The 24,516-nt window shown below is 41.0% G+C and carries 24 protein-coding genes, 1 tRNA gene and 2 riboswitches; of the genes, 3 read left to right on the plus strand and 22 right to left on the minus strand.

Annotated features, from left to right (window positions below; translation table 11 throughout):
- Nucleotides 1-26: 26 nt before the first annotated feature.
- A riboswitch (SAM riboswitch) is annotated at nt 27-126 on the minus strand.
- The 7 genes from IRY55_RS07550 to IRY55_RS07580 form a co-directional block, all read right to left on the minus strand.
- Nucleotides 127-780, minus strand: a complete 654-nt coding sequence (locus IRY55_RS07550) for a carboxymuconolactone decarboxylase family protein (protein ID WP_194562701.1) — start codon at nt 778-780, stop codon at nt 127-129. It lies immediately after the preceding riboswitch.
- A 162-nt stretch (nt 781-942) separates the two neighbouring features.
- Nucleotides 943-1,047, minus strand: a riboswitch (SAM riboswitch).
- A gap of 215 nt (nt 1,048-1,262) precedes the next feature.
- Nucleotides 1,263-1,334, minus strand: a tRNA-Arg gene (locus tag IRY55_RS07555).
- A 126-nt stretch (nt 1,335-1,460) separates the two neighbouring features.
- Nucleotides 1,461-2,957: a 5-carboxymethyl-2-hydroxymuconate semialdehyde dehydrogenase gene (gene hpaE, locus IRY55_RS07560; RefSeq protein WP_194562702.1), complete on the minus strand. Its 1,497-nt coding sequence runs from the start codon at nt 2,955-2,957 to the stop codon at nt 1,461-1,463.
- A gap of 101 nt (nt 2,958-3,058) precedes the next feature.
- Nucleotides 3,059-3,964, minus strand: coding sequence for a 2,4-dihydroxyhept-2-ene-1,7-dioic acid aldolase (gene hpaI / locus IRY55_RS07565; protein ID WP_194562703.1), 906 nt, complete (start codon nt 3,962-3,964; stop codon nt 3,059-3,061).
- Nucleotides 3,965-4,058: 94 nt separating this feature from the next.
- Nucleotides 4,059-5,360, minus strand: coding sequence for a TRAP transporter large permease (locus IRY55_RS07570; protein WP_194562704.1), 1,302 nt, complete (start codon nt 5,358-5,360; stop codon nt 4,059-4,061).
- A complete protein-coding gene (locus IRY55_RS07575) occupies nt 5,350-5,859 on the minus strand; it encodes a TRAP transporter small permease (protein WP_194562705.1) in 510 nt (169 codons plus the stop codon). Before IRY55_RS07575 ends, IRY55_RS07570 begins: the two co-directional genes overlap by 11 nt.
- A 12-nt stretch (nt 5,860-5,871) precedes the next feature.
- Nucleotides 5,872-6,915, minus strand: coding sequence for a TRAP transporter substrate-binding protein (locus IRY55_RS07580; protein ID WP_194562706.1), 1,044 nt, complete (start codon nt 6,913-6,915; stop codon nt 5,872-5,874).
- Between the two features lie 219 nt (nt 6,916-7,134).
- Here IRY55_RS07580 and IRY55_RS07585 point away from each other — a divergent pair, with 219 nt between their 5' ends.
- Nucleotides 7,135-7,794 carry a GntR family transcriptional regulator gene (locus IRY55_RS07585; RefSeq protein ID WP_194562707.1) on the plus strand — a complete coding sequence of 220 codons (660 nt, stop codon included), beginning with the start codon at nt 7,135-7,137 and terminating at the stop codon, nt 7,792-7,794.
- A 74-nt stretch (nt 7,795-7,868) separates the two neighbouring features.
- Here IRY55_RS07585 and IRY55_RS07590 read toward each other — a convergent pair whose 3' ends face one another.
- The 7 genes from IRY55_RS07590 to hpaB form a co-directional block, all read right to left on the minus strand.
- Nucleotides 7,869-9,299 carry an NAD-dependent succinate-semialdehyde dehydrogenase gene (locus IRY55_RS07590; RefSeq protein ID WP_194562708.1) on the minus strand — a complete coding sequence of 477 codons (1,431 nt, stop codon included), beginning with the start codon at nt 9,297-9,299 and terminating at the stop codon, nt 7,869-7,871.
- Between the two features lie 78 nt (nt 9,300-9,377).
- Nucleotides 9,378-9,761: a 5-carboxymethyl-2-hydroxymuconate Delta-isomerase gene (locus IRY55_RS07595; protein ID WP_194562709.1), complete on the minus strand. Its 384-nt coding sequence runs from the start codon at nt 9,759-9,761 to the stop codon at nt 9,378-9,380.
- 11 nt (nt 9,762-9,772) lie between these two features.
- Nucleotides 9,773-10,531: a fumarylacetoacetate hydrolase family protein gene (locus IRY55_RS07600; RefSeq protein ID WP_194562710.1), complete on the minus strand. Its 759-nt coding sequence runs from the start codon at nt 10,529-10,531 to the stop codon at nt 9,773-9,775.
- Entirely contained in the window at nt 10,528-11,316 is a 789-nt protein-coding gene (locus IRY55_RS07605) for a fumarylacetoacetate hydrolase family protein (protein WP_328799637.1), read from the minus strand. The genes IRY55_RS07600 and IRY55_RS07605 overlap by 4 nt, the downstream gene beginning before the upstream one ends.
- A gap of 149 nt (nt 11,317-11,465) precedes the next feature.
- Complete coding sequence (locus IRY55_RS07610) at nt 11,466-11,939, minus strand: flavin reductase family protein (protein ID WP_194562712.1); 474 nt, start codon at nt 11,937-11,939, stop codon at nt 11,466-11,468.
- Between the two features lie 16 nt (nt 11,940-11,955).
- Nucleotides 11,956-12,786, minus strand: a complete 831-nt coding sequence (locus tag IRY55_RS07615; protein ID WP_194562713.1) for an FAD synthetase family protein — start codon at nt 12,784-12,786, stop codon at nt 11,956-11,958.
- A gap of 18 nt (nt 12,787-12,804) precedes the next feature.
- Entirely contained in the window at nt 12,805-14,253 is a 1,449-nt protein-coding gene (hpaB, locus tag IRY55_RS07620; RefSeq protein ID WP_194562714.1) for a 4-hydroxyphenylacetate 3-monooxygenase, oxygenase component, read from the minus strand.
- 193 nt (nt 14,254-14,446) lie between these two features.
- Here hpaB and IRY55_RS07625 point away from each other — a divergent pair, with 193 nt between their 5' ends.
- Nucleotides 14,447-15,352: a LysR family transcriptional regulator gene (locus tag IRY55_RS07625; RefSeq protein WP_194562715.1), complete on the plus strand. Its 906-nt coding sequence runs from the start codon at nt 14,447-14,449 to the stop codon at nt 15,350-15,352.
- Here IRY55_RS07625 and IRY55_RS07630 read toward each other — a convergent pair.
- Both IRY55_RS07630 and hpaD read right to left on the minus strand, forming a co-directional pair.
- Nucleotides 15,315-16,154 (minus strand): MerR family transcriptional regulator, encoded by an 840-nt coding sequence (locus tag IRY55_RS07630; RefSeq protein ID WP_194562716.1) that lies wholly within the window; start codon nt 16,152-16,154, stop codon nt 15,315-15,317. The two genes, IRY55_RS07625 and IRY55_RS07630, sit on opposite strands and share 38 nt — an antisense overlap.
- 79 nt (nt 16,155-16,233) lie before the next feature.
- Nucleotides 16,234-17,223 carry a 3,4-dihydroxyphenylacetate 2,3-dioxygenase gene (gene hpaD / locus IRY55_RS07635; protein ID WP_235961088.1) on the minus strand — a complete coding sequence of 330 codons (990 nt, stop codon included), beginning with the start codon at nt 17,221-17,223 and terminating at the stop codon, nt 16,234-16,236.
- Between the two features lie 246 nt (nt 17,224-17,469).
- Between hpaD and clpP the strand changes: the two genes are divergently transcribed.
- Complete coding sequence (gene clpP, locus IRY55_RS07640) at nt 17,470-18,069, plus strand: ATP-dependent Clp endopeptidase proteolytic subunit ClpP (RefSeq protein WP_194562717.1); 600 nt, start codon at nt 17,470-17,472, stop codon at nt 18,067-18,069.
- 88 nt (nt 18,070-18,157) lie between these two features.
- On the opposite strand, the gene IRY55_RS07645 is transcribed toward clpP, so the two are convergent.
- The 6 genes from IRY55_RS07645 to IRY55_RS07670 all read right to left on the minus strand — a co-directional run bounded on the left by IRY55_RS07645 (nt 18,158) and on the right by IRY55_RS07670 (nt 24,449).
- Nucleotides 18,158-18,415 (minus strand): HPr family phosphocarrier protein, encoded by a 258-nt coding sequence (locus IRY55_RS07645; RefSeq protein WP_194562718.1) that lies wholly within the window; start codon nt 18,413-18,415, stop codon nt 18,158-18,160.
- A gap of 14 nt (nt 18,416-18,429) precedes the next feature.
- Entirely contained in the window at nt 18,430-19,374 is a 945-nt protein-coding gene (gene whiA, locus IRY55_RS07650; RefSeq protein ID WP_194562719.1) for a DNA-binding protein WhiA, read from the minus strand.
- A 48-nt stretch (nt 19,375-19,422) separates the two neighbouring features.
- Nucleotides 19,423-20,388, minus strand: coding sequence for a gluconeogenesis factor YvcK family protein (locus IRY55_RS07655; protein WP_194562720.1), 966 nt, complete (start codon nt 20,386-20,388; stop codon nt 19,423-19,425).
- A 6-nt stretch (nt 20,389-20,394) separates the two neighbouring features.
- Nucleotides 20,395-21,279, minus strand: coding sequence for an RNase adapter RapZ (gene rapZ, locus IRY55_RS07660; RefSeq protein WP_194562721.1), 885 nt, complete (start codon nt 21,277-21,279; stop codon nt 20,395-20,397).
- A gap of 606 nt (nt 21,280-21,885) precedes the next feature.
- Nucleotides 21,886-22,836 (minus strand): thioredoxin-disulfide reductase, encoded by a 951-nt coding sequence (gene trxB, locus IRY55_RS07665; protein ID WP_194562722.1) that lies wholly within the window; start codon nt 22,834-22,836, stop codon nt 21,886-21,888.
- A 113-nt stretch (nt 22,837-22,949) separates the two neighbouring features.
- Nucleotides 22,950-24,449, minus strand: a complete 1,500-nt coding sequence (locus IRY55_RS07670) for a tetratricopeptide repeat protein (protein ID WP_194562723.1) — start codon at nt 24,447-24,449, stop codon at nt 22,950-22,952.
- Between the last annotated feature and the right edge of the window lie 67 nt (nt 24,450-24,516).

Genomic DNA, 24,516 nt, shown 5'->3' on the forward strand with positions numbered 1-24,516 from the left:
TGTAGGTGGAGAATGAACGTCACTCTCCCTTATCTATCAAGCGATGCTTGCGGGATGGCGCACCGTGCGAATGCCGGTTGCGAGAAGTTCATCAGGCCCGTTCCTTCCCTTCGTTCTTCATAAGGTTTATTTTGCGTCGTAAGTATTTAATGCGTTGATACTGTGAGCGTATGCACTTCCTGCATTTAAAGCGCTCGCGACGAATATTGCTTCCGCTAATTCTTCTTTCGTCACGCCTGCTTTTTTCGCACCATTCGTATGAATGTCGATGCAATAAGCACAAGCTGTAATGTGTGCGATCGCTACCGCAATCAATTCTTTTTCTTTTACGGAAAGGACACCTTCCGCTACTGCTTCGTTCGAAAATGCGACGAATGTTTTCAATGCATCGGGTGCGAGTTTGCCAAATTCATTCGTTTTGCTGAAGTATTCTTTTTTATACAATGTGTCTCCTTCTTCTCCATCGTATGAACGGAATGCGTTCGCCGCATGTGCAAATGCACTTCCTGCTTTCAATGCACTCGCTACGAGGATTGCCTCCGCTAATTCTTCTTTCGTTGCGCCCGCTTTCTTCGCTGCTCCTGTATGGATATCGATACAGTATGCGCATCCTGTCGTCGTTGCGCTCGCTACTGCAATGATTTCTTTTAACTTCGTCGATAATGCACCTTCTTGGAATACTGCTTGGTTCCATGCGCCGAATGCTTTATTCGGCTGTTGTGCTAATTTCCCTAATTGTCCTAATTGTTGAATGCCTTCTTTTGCGTATAATGTTGTCATATTTACTCTCTCCTTTTTTGCTTTTCTTATATTAGTTAATTCCTATCGGTTTACTATGTTTAGAAGAAAGTGAAAACGATGATTTCTGTCTCTCTTTTAAATAAAGAAAAACCTCTCCCAGTAGGAAGAGGTTAGAATGACTGAATTCATCGTTCGTTCTCTTCCTCATCTTTCAAGCGTATGCTTGCTGGAATTGGCACCATTGTACTCTCGTACTGGTTGCCGCAGGATCGTAGGACCAGATTCCTCCCCTGCTCTGGATAAGGAAAAACTATGCAATTGAAAAGCTTAAATACAACTATACAAGATGCTTTTTTGAAAGTCAACACCTTTTATTAACTTTTCTGAATATTTTGTTTGGATGATATTTTTAAAGTGCTCCAACCTGCTAAATGTATAGAAACGTAGGTAGCGAAATATGTGAAACTAAAAAAGTCTAAAATGAGGAGTGCTCATTTTAGACTTTTTCTCATTATTTATGACGCCCCTACCAGGAGTCGAACCCGGATTTCAAGAACCGGAATCTTGCGTGTTATCCATTACACTATAGGGACAGACTTTTACCATTATAGCGAAATGAAAGGAATTTCGCAATGTTCAATTTAAAAAAGGAACGAGTAAGTCCCGTCCGACTCACTCGTTCAAACTGTTTTATTTACTTGATTATGGAGGATGAAATCTTATTTACCGAACTGTGGAATTCGGTGATTACCGATGGCAACGTGTACGATCTTCTGCTCTGTGTAGAAGCCAAATCCGTAATGTCCACCTTCGCGGCCGATACCTGAATCTTTACTTCCGCCAAATGGTGTACGTAAGTCGCGTACGTTTTGAGCATTCACCCAAATCATTCCCGCTTCTAAAGCATGTGCCACGCGGTGTCCGCGTTTGCCGTCATTCGTCCAAACGTAACCTGCTAAACCGTATGCGATATCGTTCGCAAGACGTACTGCTTCTTCTTCGTCTTTGAATGTCATCACAGCCATTACTGGGCCGAAGATCTCTTCTTGTGCTACGCGCATATCGTTCGTCGCATTTAACAACAATGTTGGCGCAACGAAGTTTCCTTTTTTGTTCTCTTCAGAGATTTCAGATGTGAATACTTCACAACCTTCTTCTTTTGCGATTTGTAAGTAGCTCACTACTTTATCGTAGTGCTCCTTATGAATTAATGGACCAACTTGCGTGTTGTAGTCAAGCGGGTTACCTAAGTTAATGTTTAAGACACGCTCTTTCAATGCTTCGACGAAACGGTCTTTAATGCCTTCTTGTAAGAAGAGACGTGAGTTTGCTGTACAACGCTCACCGTTAAATGAGAAGATTCCCCAAATACATGCGTCTAACGCGCGATCGAAATCTGCATCGTCAAATACGATAATTGGTGATTTACCCCCGAGTTCCATCGATACTGATTTTAATGTGTCTGCACTGTTTTTAATAATTGTTGATCCTGTCGTCGTTTCACCTGTAAATGAAATTAATTGTACGTCAGGATGCTTAACGAGTGCGTCACCTGCTGTTTCACCAAAACCGTGAACAACGTTGAATACGCCTGCTGGAATACCTGAACGGTCAATCACTTCTGCGAGTAAGTTCGCTGAAAGTGGTGAGAACTCAGCTGGCTTTAATACGACTGTATTACCTGTCGCAAGTGCTGGCGCAACTTTCCATGTTTCTAACATGAACGGTGCGTTCCAAGGTGTAATTAAACCTGCTACGCCGACTGGTGTATTTAATGTATAGTTGATGAATTCATCATCGACTTGGTACGCTTCGCCTACGAGACGAGCTTCTACCATACGCGCGTAGAAACGGAAGTTTTCCGAAGCACGTGCTACCATGTTTGTCGTCTGGCTGATTGGAAGACCTGTATCGAGTGATTCTAAGTATGCAATACGCTCTACTTCTTCGTCGATCAAGTCAGCGATTTTGTAGATGTATTTCATACGCTCTTTTAATTTCATCGTTCCCCAAGGACCATTATCGAAAGCTTCGCGTGCTGCTGCAACTGCTTGTTCGATATCTGCTTTATCCCCTTCTGCTACTACGTTCACTTGTTCATTCGTGAATGGGTTGAAATTTTCGAATGTTTTACCGCTTGCGCTATCTACGAATTCCCCATTAATGTAAAGTTGAATGTCTTGTTGTTTTTCGTGTTTCAATGCTTCTTTAGACATGAAACCACCCTTTCCATTTTAAGTTTAAGTTAAATCTATCCATGAGAAAAGCCTCTCTCCTCGCATTCGGAATGAGAGGCTTTTCATTGATTTAATGTGAATTAAACTAAATCTAAGCTTTCTAATACTTCGCGTACTTCTGCTTGTAATTCTTCAGTTGGCAATCCTAATGGACGGCGTAATTTTGGTGTAATTTTGCCCATCATACCGAGAGCTGCTTTTACTGGTGCTGGGTTCGTATCTTTAAATAATACGTCGTTCAATGGCATCATTGCGTAGTGCATATCTTGTGCTCCTGCTACGTCGCCGTCTGCCCATTTATTATAAAGATCTGCTACACGCACTGGGTCAACGTTCGCTGTCGCACTGATAAATCCAGCACCACCGATTGCGAGCATTGGGTAACAAAGTAATTCGATTCCTGAATAGAGTAGGAAATCACGGCCACAGTATAACATGACGCGGTTAACGTGTTCGAAGTCTTTGTTTGACTCTTTTGCACCGATGATATTCGGGCAAGCGTCAACTAAAGCTTTCATCGTTTCTACTTCTAAGTTCACACCTGTACGTCCTGGAATATTGTAAAGGATAATTGGAATTTCAACTGCATCCGCAATTGTTTTGAAGTGATCGAAAAGTGCTGCTTGGTTTGGTTTGTTGTAGTAAGGTACGATAACCATCGCTGCATCTGCACCGATTTCTTCCGCATACTTCGTCAATTCCATCGCTTCGTCAAAGTTTGTAGATCCTGTTCCAGGAGTGAAGAATACACGTCCGTCAATCGCTTCTTTTGCAAGATCCATCACACGTTTACGCTCTTCGATTGTCATTGAGCTCGGCTCACCGCTCGTTCCAGTAACTGAAATTCCGTGGCTCCCGCTCTCGATCTGCCAGTTCACGAGTTCTTTGAATGTTTCTTCATCTAATGATCCATCCTCTTTGAATGGTGTAATAACAGGACAAATTGAACCTCTTAATTTTTTTCTAGCTTCTGCATACTTTGGCATTGATATCTGCTCCTTTTCTAATGGGATTGTTCTTCATATATAAAATCATATATGATTTTATATAAAAAATCAACGGATATCGCTGATTTCTTATTTATTTCATTAAGTCAGGTAAAAATGTCACGATTGATGGGAAGATGATGACGAGTACCATACATAAAATCATCGCAAACAACATCGGCAAAACACCTTTGAAAATTTTATGAATCGGCACTTCTTTCGCTACCCCACTAATAATGTAAACACTTAAACCGAGCGGCGGTGTTAATAATCCGATGTTCATAACGAGAACCATTACGACACCGAACCAAATGCCGTCGAAACCTAACATTGTGATCAATGGATAAACGACTGGTAATGTTAATGTGAAAATCGCAATACCGTCTAAAAATAAACCTAAAATGAAATAGATGACGAGAATTACGGCTAAAATAATCATCGGACTTAATGATGATTCCGCTACAAATTGTGTGATCATCACTGGAATTCGGCTAAGTGCTAAAAACTTACCGAAAATATCTGCACCGATTAAGATGAAGAAAATCATCGCTGTTAAACGTGTCGTTTCACTTAATGAAAGCTTGAAATCATTCCAGCTTAAACGGCGTGTTAATACAGCAAGTAAGAATGCTCCAAATGCTCCTACGCCCCCTGCTTCTGTCGGTGTGAAGAATCCTAAGTAAATTCCTCCAATACTAATGACAAAAAGCAATAAGAACGGCCAGACACTATTTAATGATTTCAGTTTTACGGACATCGGTTTCTTTTCTGTGACTGGTGCAATTTCTGGTTTGCGTAAAACCATGACATAGATGACGATCATAAAGAGCGCCATTTGTAATAATCCTGGTACGATTCCGGCAATTAACAATTTTCCAATCGGTTCCATCGTTAAAATACCGTAAAGCACTAAAATAACACTCGGTGGAATTAAAATTCCTAATGTTCCACCCGCTGCAACACATGATGTAGATAAACCTGGATCATATTTGTACTTGCGCATTTCTGGCAAGGCAATACGTGCCATCGTCGCTGTCGTTGCGTTTACTGAACCTGAGATTGCTGAGAAGAGCGCACTCGTTCCGATTGTCGTAATCGCAAGACCCCCACGCACATGACCAATCCATGAGTCGACTGCGCGATACAAGTCATTTCCGAATCCACTATAAGAGAGGAACATCCCCATCAAAACAAATAGCGGGATAACGCTTAATGAATATGAACTAGCAGTTGAGAACGGAGTCGTTCCTAATTGAATTAATGCAGCGTCCCATCCGCGAATCATCGAAATTCCGAAGATCCCTACGATAATTAATGAAACACTGATCGGTACTCGCAATACGAATAATACGAGCAGTAATATAATTCCTATCATTCCAATTGTTTCAGGACTCATGTCGTTCCACCGCCAATCCCCAATGTTTTAACATTTTCATAATGGATACAAAAGCAAACACAATAATCGCAAACGTGATGATGAAAAGCGCAGGATAAATTGGAATTCCTAAATCCGTCGTCGTCACACCACTATTCATCATACGTACTCCATTCCCATACACTTGCTTCGCCATAAAGAATAAAACGATTGTAATCACGAGTTCTACAAAGCCGTAAACGATTTGTTGGACGCGCTCTGAAAACTTCGTCATGACGAAATCAATCGTAATATGATCGTTCACTTTATGCGTGACTGCAAGTGCGAAGAAAACGAGAAGTGCCGAGCTGAGCTCGGTCACTTCATAGCTTCCTTGCAGTGGCTTATTAAACAAGTTACGTCCTAAAACGTCCATTGAAATAAGCACCATGATAAATAGAAGTAATAAGTTCGCTAATTGTTGTTGGATGAATACGATTTTATCTGTCACAGTATCTACAATCGATATGAATTTTTTCATCCTGTCTCACTCCTATTTATCGCGTAATTCTACCGCACGGTCATAAACCGCTTGACCTGGTAAGTTACGTTTTTCAACTTTGTCAATCCAGTTTTGGATTGTTGGATTAATGAATTTAGACCATTCTTCTAAATCGCGATCCGATAATTCGTAAATCTCAATTCCTTTTTCTTTCGCTTGTTCGATTGCTTTTTCACTAATTGCGTCAAATGCTTTACCTGTCTGTTCTGCCATACGCCCATTCGTTAATTCTTTTAACACTTTTTGGTCTTCTTCGCCAAGTGCGTTAAATTCGCCTTCGTTCATGACGACGAACATTGTCGTTGAGTAGAAGTTACCGATTGTTGCGTATTTTACAACTTCGTCAAGGCCCCAAGTGTAAATTGCTTCCCAAGGTGCGATCGTTCCGTCAACAACGCCACGCTCTAACGCTTCGAAGTTTTCGTTCATCGGCATTGATACGGGTGTTGCGCCTAACGCTTGTAACCATTCGCTCGTTTCAGCTGAAGGCGAACGAATACGCATACCTTTTAAGTCTTCAATTGATTTCACTTGTTTCTTCGTTGTAAATAACTGGCCTGGGTCTGTCGTGTATAACCAAAGTGGAACAGTTCCCGCATACTCTTGGTCAAATTCGTCAAACTCTTGGTAAAGCTCCCATAAATTCTTTGAACCACTCTCTGCATCTGTCGTCATAAATGGTAATTCCATGACTGACGTTAATGGGAATTGGTTCGGTGTGTAACCGTGAACACTTAATGAAATATCGACTGATCCTGTCGCCGCTGCATCAAACTGCTCGTCTGGTGCTGCGAGTGATCCACCAGGATACGATGTCACTTTAATCCGGCCATCTGTCGCTTCATCAATCTCCTCAATTAACCCTTGAATCTCTTCTTCTTGGAAGTGTGCTGGTGGGAAGAAATGAGATAAATCAAGTTTCACTGCTTTACCGCCATCTGTTGATTCGCCGTCTTTGTTACCGCTTCCACAAGCAGCGATAAAAAGAACCCCTAATAAAACGACTAGCAACTTCACATTCAATAATTTTTTCATACATTTTACCCCCTCATCAATATGTCCGCTTACGCAATTTTCAGAAATGTAAGCACTCTCACAAAAGTGATTAATCATATCGTATATTATTTTATATATGTTTTCAACACATTTTTACATATTGTTCGATAATTTCGACAAAGCACGACAGTTTCGGTTGGAATCTGTTTATTTATTCCAATTACCATAGTTGCAACAACATATACGATGAGATATATTATGATTATGACAAAAACAAAAATGAATAAACGACAATATGCGTATCATGTGATACGTTCGAGAATTGTGGATGGAACTTACGTAGCGGGTCAGCGAATTGTTATCGATCAAATCGCAAAGGAGGTCAATTCGAGTCATATTCCAGTGCGTGAAGCAATTCATCAATTGGAATCTGAACAATTAATTGAATATGAGCCAAATATCGGTGCTATCGTCAAAGGCATCAACAAACAAGATTATGAACAAACATTGGAAGTGTTAGCGGTACTTGAAGGGTATGCTACTGCTTTATCGGCTCCATATATGACAGAAAAAGCGATCGAACAATTGACAGCTATCAATTTAGAAATGAAACATCATCTCGAAAATTATGAAATTGACGAAGTGAATACGAAAAATAGATTATTTCACTATACAATTTATCAACAATGCCCGAATGAGCCACTTATTCGCAGCATTAAAGAATTGTGGGAACGTCTCGATATCGTAAGACAAAATGGTTTTACGTTCTTTCCACAGCGTACGCCACACTCTATTGGCGAGCATGAACAATTACTACAATATTTCCGCGAGCAAGCCTCATTAGCTGTCATCGAACGAGCAGCTCGTGAACATAAAATGAATACATTACACGCTTTTCGTGAAACACATCGTCCGTAAAACAGAAAAACGAAGCTACTCTTATGGAGTAAGCTTCGTTTTTTATATGTTGAGATAAGAGGGTGTCGTAATCATTAAAGGCGAATGGATATAAATTTCGTTTCTAAATAGTCTTCGATACCTTGGCGACCGCCTTCACGGCCGAGACCACTTTCTTTAAAGCCACCAAATGGCGCTTGTGGCGTTGAAGGTGCACCGTCGTTTAAGCCGACGATTCCGTATTCTAACGCTTCGCTCACTTGGATCGCTTCTGTTAAGTTCGTCGTGAAAACATATGCCGCTAAACCGAACGGAGAGTTGTTCGCACGTTCTACTGCTTCGTCGATCGTTTTAAACGTCGTTACAGGAACGAGGGGACCGAATGTCTCTTCGTACATACATAACATGTCATCTTGAACATTCGAAATGACAGTTGGCTCATAATAGAATCCTTCAAGGTCCGGACGCGCTCCACCGACCGTTACTTTCGCACCTTTCGATACAGCGTCCTTCACTTGTTCATCTACTTTATCGATTGCTGCTTCGTCGATTAAAGGACCGATATCTGTCCCTTCATCAAGTCCATTACCGATTTTGAATTTTTCTACCGCTTCTGTTAAACGTGCAACGAATTGTTCTTCAATCGATTCATGAACGAAGACACGGTTCGTACAAATACATGTTTGACCCGCATTACGGAATTTAGACGCAAGAACCCCTTCAACTGCACGGTCGAGGTCCGCATCTTTTAAAATGATGAACGGTGCGTGGCCACCGAGTTCGAGCGATACTTTTTTCATCGTATCTGCTGCATCTTTCATCAATAATTTACCGACCTCTGTTGAGCCTGTGAATGTTAACTTACGCACGCGCGAGTCTTCATTCCATGCTTTTCCGATTTGGCTACTACTCCCTGTTACAAGGTTTAAGACGCCTTTCGGAATACCTGCTTGTTCTGCAAGTTCAATTAATTTAATCGCTGTGAGTGGTGTATATTGCGCTGGTTTCATCACAGCTGTACAGCCCGCTGCTAATGCAGGAGCTAATTTACGTGTAATCATCGCCGCTGGGAAGTTCCAAGGTGTAATCGCTGCGACGACACCAATTGGCTGATGGTGAACGAGCAAACGCTTATCGCGATGAGATGCTGGAATCGTCTCGCCGTAAATGCGTTTTGCTTCTTCTGCGTACCATAAAATATAACCGTTCGCATAACGAACTTCTCCAAGTGCTTCTTGGAGAGGCTTTCCCTGTTCTGTCGTCATCGTTTTGGCGATGTCAAGTTCGTTTTCTTTTACGAGTTCATACCAGCGATATAAGTATGCACTGCGCTCTTCGGCTGTCAGTTGTTTCCATGATTCAAATGCTTCAGCTGCCGCATCTGTTGCAAGCCTCGCTAAATCTGTGCCTCCGTAAGGAACTTGCGCGACGACTTCTAATGTCGCTGGGTTAATGACTTCTTTTTGCTCCAAATCTTGTCCGATCCACTCGCCATTGATGTAGTTAAGATATTGTTTAACTGCCATTCTATTTCCCTTCTTTCTTCCTTCAGGTTTTGTTTTGCACTACTAAAATCGAGTGTATCATCTATCGCTCGATGTTTCTCACTTTTTGTATCGTAAATGAATATTATTTTTCTTATATGTCGGACGATCTAAAATTTGCATTTCTAATGAGAGCGCAAGAGAACGCTTGTCAAAAATAGCTTGGAAATGCTCGACAATCGTATTGAACGCTGCATCGCCTACGAGTTGAAGCTGTTCTTCCGTACGTCCCCCTCCAAGTTTCATCGTCGCATGAACGAACGCATCATCTTGTACACCGTCCGCTACGACATACTCGTCTAAACGAATAGCACGCGTGCGCAACCCGCCGATTGGAATAATCGTCGGGTGCTCAAGCAATGCATCGTTGATTTTTTGGAGTAATGCCGGAATATCGCCCTCTTCGACGAGATTTTTCGTATATTCAATAATAATATGTGGCATGTATTTCGCTCCTATCGATTAAATTGATCGTCGCCTACAATCGTATTCACTAAGCGACCTACCCCTTCAACTTCTGTGACGACAACGTCGCCTACTTTCGTATCGACTGAACCTTTCGGAGTTCCTGTTAAGATAAGATCTCCTTCGTTCAATGTCATATATGAACTAATGTTTTCGATTAATTCTGGGATGCCGAATACCATATCCCCGGTCGTACCTTCTTGTTTCACTTCACCGTTAATGTACGTTTTTAACGATAAGTTCATCGGATCTTTCACTTCGTCTTTTGAAACGAACCATGGACCGATCGGTGTACATGTATCGCGGTTTTTGACACGTAAGTTTGGGCGATAGTAGTTTTCTAAATAGTCACGGAGCGCATAGTCATTCGCTACAGTGTATCCTGCCACGTAGTCATAGGCATCTTCCTTTTTAATTTTCTTTCCTGATTTTCCGATGACGACTGCGAGCTCACACTCATAGTGCATGAATGTGACATCGCTCGCACGGCGTGTTTCACCGTTATGTCCGATAAATGTGTTCTTCCCTTTTAAGAAGACGAGTGGTTCTGTCGGTGCTGCGAATGATAATTCTGCCGCATGATCTGCATAGTTCAATCCTAATGTAAACACTGTGCGTGGCTCGACTGGTGGTAACCATTCGACGTCTTGTTCGTTAACGATTTGGCCACTCGCTAAGCGAATTTCATCTTCTGTATGTGGATATGCTGCTTGAATTGCTCCTTTATAAACGACACGTGCTGTTCTCATCGTTTTACCTCCTTCAATGCTGACTCTTTCATAACGCGGTTGTATAACGTACCGACACCTTCAATTTCGATTGTCACGCCATCATTTTCTTTCACGATGGGCGCTCCGTGATCGACACCGACTAAAACAACATCTCCTGCATAAAGCGTCATGAAGTCCGTTAAATCTGCGATAATCGTTTCAACATTACGAATTAAGTTTTTCGTTTGAACGGTTTGTTTCACTTCATCGTTCACTTTTACAGTGATCGTTAAGTCATTCGGATTCGCTACTGCTTCTTTACTCATGACCCATGGGCCGACTGGACAGAAACCGTCACGCGCTTTTTCTTTGACAGCTGGGCGGTGAACGTTCGTATGTGGAAGTGAAATATCATTTACGACTGTGTATCCAGCGATGTAGTCATAGGCGTCTTCTTTCGATACACGTGTTGCATCGCGACCGATGACGATTCCGAGTGCCGCGCCAACGCGAAGCTCTTCTTCCTCATCTGGAAGTGGAATCATTTCACCATCTGCGATAAATGTATTTTCTGGTTTAATGTAGAGAACAGGCGCTTTTGGTGGTGCAATGTATGGTTTGTCGTTCATTTCACCTTCTAAAGCAGCATACTCATCTTTGTAATTTAATAATAAGCCGTACATCGTTCCTGAAACCGGAACGTCGAATGGCACTTGTTCGATTGAATAGTCGAGACCGTTCACTTCTACTTGTTCTGATGCGAAGTCTACTTTCGCGTCAAGTACGTGTTCGACCCCTTTAAACTTTAATTGAATATCTTTCACGATAAAACACTCCTTTTTCATATGTTCTCACTATGGGAAAAGCGTTGACTCAAAAATCTATTAATCCAATAGGATATATAGATGATTATAGACAACGCTTCCATTATGCAAGCGGAATCGTTTCGTAACAAGCGAACCGCTCATGTATCTTATTCTTCGTTTTCTTCAATTGAACGATATTGTCCTCGATAGAAAAGTAACGGATCTCCGTCTTGCACTTTCGTATCGAGTACTTTACCGATAAATAATGTATGGTCTCCTGCAACGATCATTTCGTGAACGTCACAAACGACAGAAGCTAACGAATTTGGAATATAAGGAATATTATCCATATACGCAAATTCAATCTCTTCTTCCATCGGTTTTTGGTTCGCAAAGTGCATCGAAATTGGCTGTTGTTCTTCACGGAGGAAGCTTACACCGAATTTGTCCGCTTTACGAATCGTTTCGAGCATATTCGCTCGATTATCAATCGAAATCATGACGAGTTTTGGATCAAGTGAAATCGATACGAAAGCATTCGCTGTCATACCGTGTACGCCACCTTCTTGTTCAGGGGCTGTAATGATTGTCACACCTGTTGCGAAACGACCCATCGCATTTCTAAATTCGCGTCCATCCATTCTAATGTCCTCCCTTTCACTGCGCCAAGGCTTGTGCTTGTACATTCGAATATTCCGTCACTGTACGGATGAATGTAATGCGCGTTGCACCTGACCAGTCTGATAATTCTTCCGTGCGCAATGTCATTTGGACACCATCGCTCATCACACGACCGATTGTCATGCGACGGCCTTGTTGCATCACAACTTCGTACATGCCCGTTGCAGGTACGGTGTATGAAGGGTCCACATTCATACTGTAAGTGTGTAATTGCTGGGGGGCAATTGTAGCAACCATTTCAAATGGGCGACCGAGCAAGTTTGTCACTCGCTCAATTCGTCCATCGGCAATTAATTGACGCACTAAAGTAGAGCTAATTTTTTCTGCTGCGCCGTCTGTCTTTTTACGGATGACCGAAACGCCAAATCCATATTGTAGACCGCTCGCTTGCAAAGTATCCGCATTGCCGCTCGCTTTTTTCCCGTAATGGTAGTCAAAGCCGATCACCGCATGCTTTGTTTTCAGTTGAACGACATAACGTTCAACAAATTGTTCGGGAGATAAGGATGCGAAATCCCAATCAAATTGGACGATATACATACGCTCGACGCCAAACTTCTTCATCACGCGAACTTTTTCAGCGAGTGGCGTAATGTATTTTTTGTCCTTTAAGCCACGAATGACTTCATCTGGATGGGGACTGAACGTCATCACCGCAAATGTGTGACCGTTCGTCTTCGCCTGTTGCTGGGCTGCTCGAAGTAGCGCCTGGTGTCCACGATGAACGCCATCGAAAAATCCGATCGCCATCGCTTGTTCATCTATCGGCTCATATTCAGTTGCGCCATTCATGTAGACGATTTCCATCCTAATCTCCCCCAATCATTATTTTAAATCGCTTAAGAAATCTTTAACGAAGTTTTTGTATGGCTCTTTTTCAAACGTATCGAAGTATGTCATGCCCATACGAACTGGATCTCCGAAGAAGTAATATTCGTAGTGTGATTGACGTGTTCCGAATGCGCTCGCTGTTAAGTCCCAAGCTAAGCGGAATAATTGTACACGTTCGTATCCATCCACGTGAGCACCTTGTAATCCACGACGTAAAATGTCGCCAATTTCTTCGTTTTCGAAGTCTGCTTGTGTTGGAATCCCTGTTAATCCTGAAGCTGCAAGCACGCGAATGATTTCAGCTAATTTTGGATAAATACGTGGGTACCAGTTACGCGCTGCGTTTAATGCTGCGAAATCTGGAGTCATCATGCCTGATTCGTCAAGTTTCGCGTTATGTTCTGCACGGTAGATATGTGAACGCATCGTTTCGAGCGTAATCATAATGTCGCGCCCTTTGTCTTTTACGTGTTGGAACTGGTCAATTCCGATCGCTTCCATAATTGATAAAGCAACCCCTAAGATGAACTCCGTTTTAATGATCGCTTTTGAAACCACTTGGTGAGCCATGTGAACAACTGCGTTTGTATCACCGAACGTACGGTTACAAATGTCTGAGTTCCCACATACGAATACGCGCTCCCAAGGAATGAATACGTTTTCAAATGAAACAATTGCATCTCCTTCTTCAAATTGTGAAGAAAGTGGGTAGTCCCATTTGTTATCACGGTAATCCCATGATTCACGGCTGATCATTTTCACACCTTCAGCGTTATTTTCTACAACGAATGCGAGTGAATATGGATCGTCTAACTCTCCAGCTTTTTTAACTGTTGATGGGAAGACGAGTGTTTCGTCTGTAATCGCTGCTTGTGTTGCGAGTAAACGAATACCGTCTACGATAATTCCGTCTTGGTTTTCTTCTACTAAGTGCAATGAAACGTTTGCATCTTTCTGTTCGTGTTCTGCTTTCGCACGGTTCACTTGTGGGTGAATTAATGTATGCGTTAAGCTGATGTCGTTTTCACGTGCATACTCATAATATTTACGAGCATTGTCTGCGAAGCGCTCATCTGCTTCTGCGAATAATGAGTTATTCATCCCCATTGCCATTACTTCTGCGTTTAAATAGTCTGGTGAACGTCCCATCATACCTGCGTGTGAACGTGCCCATTCTTGTGTTGCTTCACGGCGTGCAATTAAATCATCGATTGTCGTTGGGTGTTTGAACGTCATGCCAACTTGATCACCTGTTGTTGGCGACGTATATAACATTTTCTCTTTCTTTTCGTGTTGGATATCGTATAAACGTGCCATCGAGTTTACAACGTTTTTAAACGCCTTATGCTCTGTTACGTCTTCAACTTTTTCTCCATCCACATACACTGTATTTTTTGCTTTTTTCAAACGCTCAATATACTGCTTACCTGTTTTAGCTCCCATTACTAAATTCCTCCCTAGTTGAATAAATGATTTTAAAGTAAACGCTTTCTATTTTGTGAAAGCAACTTATCATGCTTGGCAGAAAAGTCGCACGATTAAGTTAATTTCATTATCATATATGTTATGATATATGTAAAATATCAAAAACATTGTTTATTCATATCTTTTTTATATAATAGGGGAGGAATTTTATATGAATATGAAACAGCTGTACTATTTTTACACTATTGCAGAAGAAGGACAGATTACGAAAGCTGCGAAAAAGCTTCATATGGCACAACCGCCACTTAGTCAATCATTACAAAAATTCGAACAATCTCTTAATACACAATTATTTACTCGCCATGGTAGACGGTTACAATTAACGGCGGCAGGCGAAATTTTATATAAAAGAGCCGAACAAATTTTTTCAATGATTGATCATACGAAACAAGAACTGCTTGAAGTAACTGAAGGTATACGCGGTATATTGCCAATTGGCTGTGTAAAATCATGCTTTTCTTATTTACCGAATGAAATGAGTGCGTTCCGCGAACAGTTTCCAAATGTAAAATTCGATTTGCGCGAAGGGGATTCTTCATTTCTCGCTGAATTGCTCCATACAAATGAAATTCAAATCGCGATTGTCCGTCTGCCCATCGACTTACAAGACTTTCACTCCATTCCACTCAATCCTGAGAAATATGTGGCCGTCATTCCGAAAGAATGGGGGGAATTTGAAGAAGTTGATACGATTACGTTAGAAACACTCGCTCAGTACCCACTCCTCCTCCTCCATCGCATGAGAGGGATCGGACAGTATGAAATAATCGTCAATCAATTTGATCAAATCGGCTTACACCCGAATATTTTATGTGAATCACCGAATATCGATATGTTGCTTGGACTGGTCAGTGAAAATCTAGGCATTACGATTATTCCCGCTTCTTCTTTATTAAAGTTCCATAAAGATAATTTCATCGTCTTGCCCATTTCAAACATGGCGATCTATTCAGAACCTGCTGTGATATGGAAGAAGACGAATATTTTATCAGCGAGTACGAAATACTTTATCGAACAACTTACTCAACAAGTACTTCCGCAATCGGCACTGAAATGACGGATAAATGTTCTTTCGGATCATCTGAAATAAATTGGTCGATGAGGACGCGTATCGTATAAGGTCCGATCGGTTGAACTTGCTCTTTCGTAATATAATGTTTTAAAATTTCGTAATATGTTCGTGCTTCCGGATGTCCACCGCGAAAATAAATCGTCGCATACGTCCCTTCTACTAATTCGGATACCGCATCTAAGTAAAGTACAGGGAGTCGATCTTCTACTTCTAAGACGTAAAATATCGAGTCATACGTTAACATCGAATCTTCCATCTGTTCTTCCGAAATGACTAAACCGATCTTTCCAACGAATACGGATATAAAATGATCGGTTTGTTCTTTTAACGTGCGCAAGGCAATTTCTAAATCATAAATGGATGTAATTTCACTTTTAAAATTGAGCGTATGACGCTTCGGAATGTATTCGAGAAGCGGTTCGTTTAATTGATCGAATTGTTGAAGGCGCTTTAATTCGTGCATGCGTAAATCAATCGTTTTTTGAATATAATGCAATTCTTCAATTTTTGAGCGATTAATGGCGCTATACATTTCCATCGTTTCAATAAACCCTTCTAAATTGCGTTCATGAAGTTGTTCTTTAATTTCTTCTAAACTTAAGCCGACCGTTTTTAAATAGTTGATAAAGTCAAGTTGTTTAAACTGTTCAGCAGAGTAATAGCGATACCCATTCTCTTCATTCACTTCAATCGGCTTAAATAAATCAATCTCATCATAATAACGAAGCGTTTTCGGATTCATATTGTGTAGCTTCGCCATTTGACCAATTGTAAAATGCGCATTCATCGCAATTCCCTCCATTTCCTTCTATTATAACGACCTAAATAGAGAAAAGCCCCCAAAATATTCATTTGGAGGCTTGTTTTTATTTCTTTTTATTGTGTGCGAGTTCTTCGATTGGAAGGTATTCTCCTGTTAAAATATCTTCTACTGGAACTGCTTCTTCTGTCCAGCTTTTCGGTGGCATCGCACCCCAAAATGTCGCACGTTGTGGGTGATCTAAATTCCACTTTACTGGCTCCCAGTCCGGGTCATTCGTGAAGTAATCACCCGTGTAAAGTTCCATACGGTTGCCGTCTGGATCGCGAACGTAGACGAAGAATGCGTTCGATGTGCCGTGACGTCCTGGTGAACGCTCGATATTTGCATAATAGCCGAGCGCTGCTAAATGGTCACATGCATCGAGAATCGACTTCGCATCGTCCATCCAGAAACCGGTATGGTGGAAGCGTGGCCCTCGGTCGCTAATGAGTGCGAGGTCATGAACGCTTGGCTTACGGTGCATCCAAGCTGCCCACATCGCTTCTTTATCTTCCGAAATTGTTTTTACTGTATATTCTGACGTACGGAAACCTAAGTTGTCTGCGTACCAATCATATAAATCATCAATATTCGTAATTAAGCAGTTTGCATGGTCAATTCGTTTAATCTTCACATTCCCTTGTAAATGATACTTCTGCAACATACGCTCTGCTTTGTCCATTTCGAAGAAAAACTCTACCGGAATACCGCCTGGGTCTTGGATGCGGAGTGCACGTCCTTGTCCTTTTTCTTCACCTGGCTTTAACCAACGTTTCGTAACACCGAGATTTGTAAACAATTTATCGAGTTCATCTAAATCACTGTCAGCGCTTACACGATATGCGATATGTTTTAAGCTAGCACGTTCGCCCTTCGTCAATACTAAACAATGGTGGTTAGCATCTTCTAATGCGCGTAAATAAATGTGATTGTCGTCGGATTCTGTTTCAATGAAGCCGAGCCCTTCACAATAAAAATGACGTGCACGTTCTAAATCTGTTACTGTCACTTCTGCGTGGTGAAGTCGAACAATGTCGAATGGTTTTGTCATCATGTATTACCCCCTTGAATGATTGTATTTTCAATATAAACCTTCCAGTAGGTGTAAGGTCAACACTTTTATTCTTATTTTATTCACATTTCTAAAAAGTGCGATTATTTATCGATTTATTTAAGAGCTAATGCATTTCTTTTGACCTTCATTGACCATAGGTGTATGATACGTATAAAGCTAGTGCTTGCACACTTCTTTCTATATAATAAAAAGTGTTCGAGCGTATCCAAAAGGAGGAACTACTACATGAACTTAATTCCAACAGTTATTGAACAAACGAGCCGTGGTGAGCGTGCTTACGACATTTATTCACGTCTTTTAAAAGACCGCATCATTATGCTTGGTAGCGGAATCGATGATAACGTAGCAAACTCAATCGTGGCACAACTTCTCTTCTTAGAAGCGGAAGATCCAGACAAAGATATTTCAATCTACATTAACTCACCAGGTGGAAGCATTACTGCAGGTATGGCAATTTACGATACGATGCAATTTATTAAACCAGATATTCAGACAATCTGTATCGGCATGGCTGCATCGATGGGTGCTTTCTTATTAACAGCAGGGACGAAAGGCAAACGCTTTGCTCTTCCAAATGCTGAAGTCATGATTCACCAACCACTCGGTGGTGCGCAAGGTCAAGCGACTGAAATCGATATCGCTGCAAAACGCATCTTATTCTTACGCGATAAATTAAATCGCATTATGGCAGAGCGTACAGGTCAGCCGTTAGAAATTATCGAAAAAGATACAGATCGCGATAACTTCATGACAGCAGAGCGAGCACTCGAATACGGTTTAATCGACCATATCGTTGATCGCCATGATGAAAAAATGAAAAAATAATAAAAAATCCTGAACAGAGCGGTTTGCTCTGTTCAGGATTTTTTTATAATGAAAGCAAATATGCGATTATGCCATCCACTTCTTCTGTTTATTCTTCTGATTCTACAAGTTCGCGTAATTCTTCGAGCGCTTTTTCATCGTCTGCGCCTTCTGCTAATAACTTGATTGTCGTCCCACGTGCGATCGCTAAGCTCATGACACCCATAATACTTTTCGCATTGACACGTCGACCGTCCTTCTCTAAAAAAATATCTGCAGCAAATCGATTTGCTACTTGAACGAATAATGCCGCTTGTCGTGCTTGTAAACCTGTCTTCATTTGAACTGTTGTCTCTATCTCTCGCATGTCGTCTTTCCTCCTCATCTTACACTTTCATGTTCTTTTAAGTTGTTCGCAATTTCTTCGATTTTTCGTAAGCGATGGTTAATTCCAGATTTGCTGACGGGTCCACCTGAAATCATTTCGCCGAGCTCTTTTAACGTGACGTCTTGATGCTCTACTCGCAATCTTGCAACTTCTTGCAAGCGTTCTGGTAATTCATCAATGCCGATCGTTCGCTCAATTAATTTAATATTTTCGACTTGTCGTTGCGCTGCACTAATCGTTTTGTTTAAATTAGCCGTTTCACAATTGACGAGTCGGTTCACACTATTTCGTACATCGCGAATGATGCGGACGTCTTCGAATTTCATAAGCGCCACATAGGCACCGACAATTCCGAGAAAATCGGAAATTTTTTCGGCTTCTTTTAAATACGCGATATAGCCTTTTTTACGCTCGATTGATTTGGCATTTAAATCATATAAATTCATCAAATCGACGAGTGCTTTACTTTGTTCTTCGTATACTGAGAATATTTCTAAATGATAGGATGATGTTTCAGGATTGTTAACCGAACCTCCCGCTAAAAATGCCCCTCGTAAATAAGAACGTTTGCAACAATCATCTTGAATTAATTTTGGATCAATTTCATTTTGAAATTGAAATCCTTCTTTTAAAATGCTCAGTTGTTCTAATATTTTTTTCGCATCTTTACGTATGCGACAAATGTACACATTATTTTTTTTCAAACGCATTTTGCGGCGGACGAGTAATTCTACCTCCACTTGATACAATGCTTTTAAATTAGAGTACATCCGCCTCGCAATCGCTGCGTTTTCAGTTTGAATATCTAAACTCAACTGTTTATTGGACAAAGATAGAACACCGTTCATTCGAATGAAGGCAGCTGTTTCTGCTTTTAAACAACATTCGTCTGCTTCGATTTGCGTTAATTCTTTCTTCGTTTTTGAAGCGAATGACAATTGAATTTCTCCCTTCCGTTCACGATATGATATCGTCTCTTCATTATACTACACATATGAAAATTGTTTAAACCAATTCCCCAATTTCATCGGATCATGAACAATTCGTCCATCTCGATACGATGCGATATTCACTCGTGCAATATGTAAACCTAGATGTTGTAAAGCCTCCATATCATGTTCAACGAAACGTATTCTCTTCTCTTGTAATTGCGCATCGCTTATTTTATCAAAATAATCGGCTTCATGTAGGACGACGGTATGCAAAAAATGTTCACCCACATGATCGTATAAAGCTTGGACATGCTCGGAAGCCGTATATTGCACGGTCTCTCCAATTTGTGTCGTCAAGTTGCTAATATACACCTTTTTCGCTTGCGCTTCAATAACCGCTTCTTTCACTTTGCGTACGAGCAAGGTTGGAATAATACTCGTATATAAACTACCCGGTCCGATCAAAATATAATCAGCTTCTTGAATAGCTTCTAGCGATTCTTTCAGTGGCTCGACTTCTTGTGGTGATAAATACACTTTTTGAATTCGACTTCCGTATACTGGAATTTTCGACTCTCCTGTAATGATGGAACCGTCTTCTAATTCAGCGTGCAAAGTCATGCGCTCATTCGCTACGGGCAATACACGTCCTTTTAAATGAAATAATTCACTTAAATGCCGAATAGCCCCAGCAAAATCACCTGTCAAATCTGTTAAAGCTGCGAGCATTAAATTGCCAAGTGAATGTCCTTTTAATTCTTCGCCATTCTCAAAACGGTATTGAAACATTTCATCGATCATATGCCCTGTATCTGTAAGCGCTCCCATTACTTGTCTAATATCGCCGGGCGGTGGAATATTGTAATCTTGTAGCAAACGACCGGAACTGCCTCCATCGTCTGCTACTGTCACAATCGCTGTTAAATTAACGGGAAGTTCTTTCAAGCCTCTCAAAAGAGTCGATAATCCCGTGCCTCCGCCGAAGACGACGACATTTAATCGCCCTTCTTGTAAAACCAATTCCCATCACTTCTTTCTTTTTTCGATATCACGATGGGTCACATACGTTTCGAATTCATTTTGGAACAAATCATTAAAATAATTTGCCAATGTGACAGAACGATGCTGCCCTCCCGTACAACCAAATGCAATGACGGCTTGTGTCTTTCCTTCATTTTTATATTGAGGAATAATAAAGCGGAATAAATCCGTTAGTTTTTCAATTAATTGTTTCGTATCATTCCATTTTAAAACATACTCTCGCACTTCCGCGTCCATTCCTGTTTTTGCGCGTAAGTCTTCAATATAAAATGGATTTGGCAAAAATCGAACGTCGAATACAACATCCGCATCGATCGGCATTCCATGTTTGAAGCCAAACGACATGAAATGAACATTGAAAGGAGATTTGCCTTTCGTCGAAAATTCTCGTGCGATTCGCTCGCGTAATTCACGAGGTTTTAACGTGGATGTATCGATGACGAGACGCGCATGACCTTTTAATTCAGACAATGTTTCGCGCTCTTTTTTTATTCCGTCTAAAATTAGCCCACCAGTCGCTAATGGATGAGATCGACGCGACTCTTTGTATCGTTTGACGAGCGATTCATCGTTCGCCTCTAAAAATAAAATGCTCGTTGTTACATCGCTCATTTGACTCGCTTCATTTAAAGCATCGATTAATGCACTAAACAAATAACCCCCGCGCGTGTCCATTACTGCTGCGATGCGTCGCATTTTATTCTCTGATTTCGTCATCAAGTCGAGAAATGTCGGCAATAGTTCAGGTGGTAAGTTGTCGATACAGTAGAAGCCTAAATCTTCAAAACTTTGCATCGCGACAGTTTTCCCTGCGCCGCTCATCCCTGTAATAATTACCAATTCAATATCATGTATTCGATCATGATCCATATCGCTTCACCTTCCGCTAATTATGTACGTAGTTTTATACTGTATATCTTTTTATAAGATACTGTTCTTCTTAAAGAAACGATGATACCTTTATTTACGCAACTGTATTAGTGTAATTTCCAATTAAACAAACACAGTATGCGATATTTCGCAAAGCGCTCACTATTATACCATACTTTTCATTTGTTCTCTCTTAGTATACAACGTATTATCTATAAGAACAAAAAAAGAAGGTTTTTCAATTACATTTGAAAATTAAAAATGAAGAGAATAGAGAGTGGATCACTAGACGTTCCATTTTCGTTTCATTAAGGAGAGAAGATGCGAGCGTTTTGTGTATTTCATAGTAGGGAGATTTTCGTTTCACACGGACGCGTTCCGCAAGCGTGGCTGCAGCCTCCTCGAAGCTTGGCGCTTCTCCGGGGTCATCCGCTCACGCTATTCCTACTGGAGTCGCCGTGTTCCACTTCAATCTAGCTCGTATTCGGGGTGTTCATTTGAAGTCGTTTTATAGATGGATTGATTGCGCAAAACTGGTTGAATTGTCCTCTATTTCAACATGAAAAGACGACTAGTGGCATACTAGTCGTCTTCTGTCCTATGTGCTTATGCTTTTGCTGTTTGTTTTTCTTTTAAATCTTCAATATATTTTTGAACTGCTTGTGCTGCGATACTTCCGTCGCCTGTTGCTGTGACGATTTGACGTAACATTTTTTCACGTACGTCGCCTGCTGCGAAAATACCTGGCACTGCTGTTTCCATATCTTCGTTCGTTAAAATATAGCCATTTTCGTTCGTAATGCCTAAATCTTTCACAGCATCCGTTAATGGATCCATTCCGACGTAAACGAACATTCCCTCTGTATCGAACTCCGACTCAGAACCGTCTTGTGTGTCAATCAATGTAACCGAACCAATTTTTCCATCTTTTTCGTTCACTGATTTCACTTGTTTGTTCCATAAAAACTCGATTTTTTCGTTTGCGAATGCACGGTCTTGAATAATCTTTTGCGCACGTAATTCATCGCGACGGTGAATGATTGTTACTTTGTCTGCAAAACGCGTTAAGTACATTCCTTCTTCTACTGCAGAGTCTCCTCCGCCAATGACGACGATTTCGCGCCCTTGGAAAAACGCCCCGTCACATACTGCACAGTAACTTACGCCGCGCCCTGTTAATTCTTCTTCACCTGGTGACCCAAGTTTACGGTATTCAGCACCTGTCGCTACAATGACTGCATATGCTTTATAAGATTTTTCACCGACGATGACTTCTTTTAAATCTCCGTGGTCTACTACTTTGTCAACGTCACCGTACTCGTATTTTGCCCCGAATTTTTGTGCGTGTTCGAACATTTTTGTTGAAAGTTCTGGACCTAAAATGGATTCGAATGCTGGATAGTTTTCGATGGCATCCGTCGTCGCCATTTGCCCACCCGGCATTCCTCGTTCGATCATTACTGTTGAAAGGTTTGCGCGTGATGCGTAAACTGCCGCTGTCATTCCTGCTGGTCCTGCACCGATAATGATTAAATCATGAATTTGTTCTGTTGACATTTTTCATTCTCCTCTACTTGTCAGTTACAACTTATTATCTACTCAAATCGTAATCTATTTTTCCGCTTCATTCAACTTATATGCCTATACCCCTTAGGGTAAAAGTACATTACTTAAAAAATCGGTAAAAACTCGATTAATTCATTCACATATTTCGTCAATGTCGCTGGAGCGATGCCGTATTCTTCAGCAATTCCTTTTTTCGTAATATGGCTATGACGCGATGATTGAAACATGTAATCTGTCGCTGCCGCAATCGCATTCGGATTTTTAAATAAATACTGTTGATCATAAGCGACATCACAAAGAGCAAACCACATTTGAAGTAAATGAATCCCTTCTTTTTTGAGCGGTGCGTATTTTTCATATAAAGCATCTGCTACTTCAATACTGCGCGAGAAATAATCTAACTCTTTTCTTTCATACAATTCAAATTGTTGATCAATTAAACCGTAATAGAGCTTCTCTACTTCTGATAATTTATCAAATGTCATTAATTCTAAAATTGATCGCTCTTTTCGATAAATGGATTTCAATAATAAAAAATAGCCGAATAAGCGCTCGCTACGATAAGGATTTTGAACTTTATGAATGAGCATATCGATATTGTCTTCATACGCGTTCAGGTTTTTCGTCATACGTTCTTTCCAAGGCTCCATGCCTTCTTTTGAAGGATCTAATTGAACGAGTTGATTATAGGCCAGTTGGGCTTGTTTCGTGCGCCCTGAAAAATAGGCGCTGTGAGATAACCAAAAGTAGAAAGAAACATCCCCTTCAAAACCACCGCGTTGTAAAAGACGAAGCCAATTATAACCCGCCTCATGTTCTCCGATTAAAGCGAGTGTCGCTCCGAGTTTGTAACGATGTTCCAATTCAATCGGTTTAATTTTCAACAATAAACGAATACTTTTTTCGAGTTCGAACACTTCTTTTTCATAATAATAAATGACCGCAAAATTACATAAGGCGTGAATATTCCCTTGCTCTTGTTTTAACACGTCACGCAAAATTGCTTTCGCGTCCGCGACACGTCCCGCATAAAAATACGTTAATGCTAAATTGTTCGATGCCGCTAAAAATTGTGGATAATCGGCCACGATGCGCTCGAACAATTGCGACGCTTCTTCAAATTGCCCTTCTTCCATTTTGCGACGCGCTTGTTCTTGTAAAAAATAAATTTCTCCTGAAAACCAATCATCTTCTTCGGTATGAATATGTTCCTGTTCCGCGAAGTCGATAATCTCGAGCGACTCTTCCGCAAGCGGGCCATCTGGCGCCAAGGCGATATAATGTTCCGCATATCGCTTCGCGTCCGTCAGCAATCCTAAATGTGCATGAACTTCCGCTAAATAAAAGACGATATCTTCGCCTTCTGGATCAAGGGCATGCGCTTTCGCCAAATGTTCATACGCTATTTCATATTTGCCCTCTTCCATTAAAAGAGCACTATAATTTAATAAAACGTCAGCATTTTCTGGCATGCGTTCTAAAGCACGTTCAAAAGATTTTCTCGCTTCTTCTAAGCGATCTTGTCGAAATGCTCGCAACGCTTTTTGATAATAATATTCTCCATAAGGCACGAACGTTATAATTTTCTTTGTTTGATTTCGCAATCGTCTACCTCCACCACTTCAGCAAAGTGAAAGAAGGAACGACTTTTGCGTTCCTTCTTAAATCTTT

The organism is Savagea serpentis (assembly GCF_015351395.1).
GTDB lineage: Bacteria > Bacillota > Bacilli > Bacillales_A > Planococcaceae > Savagea > Savagea serpentis.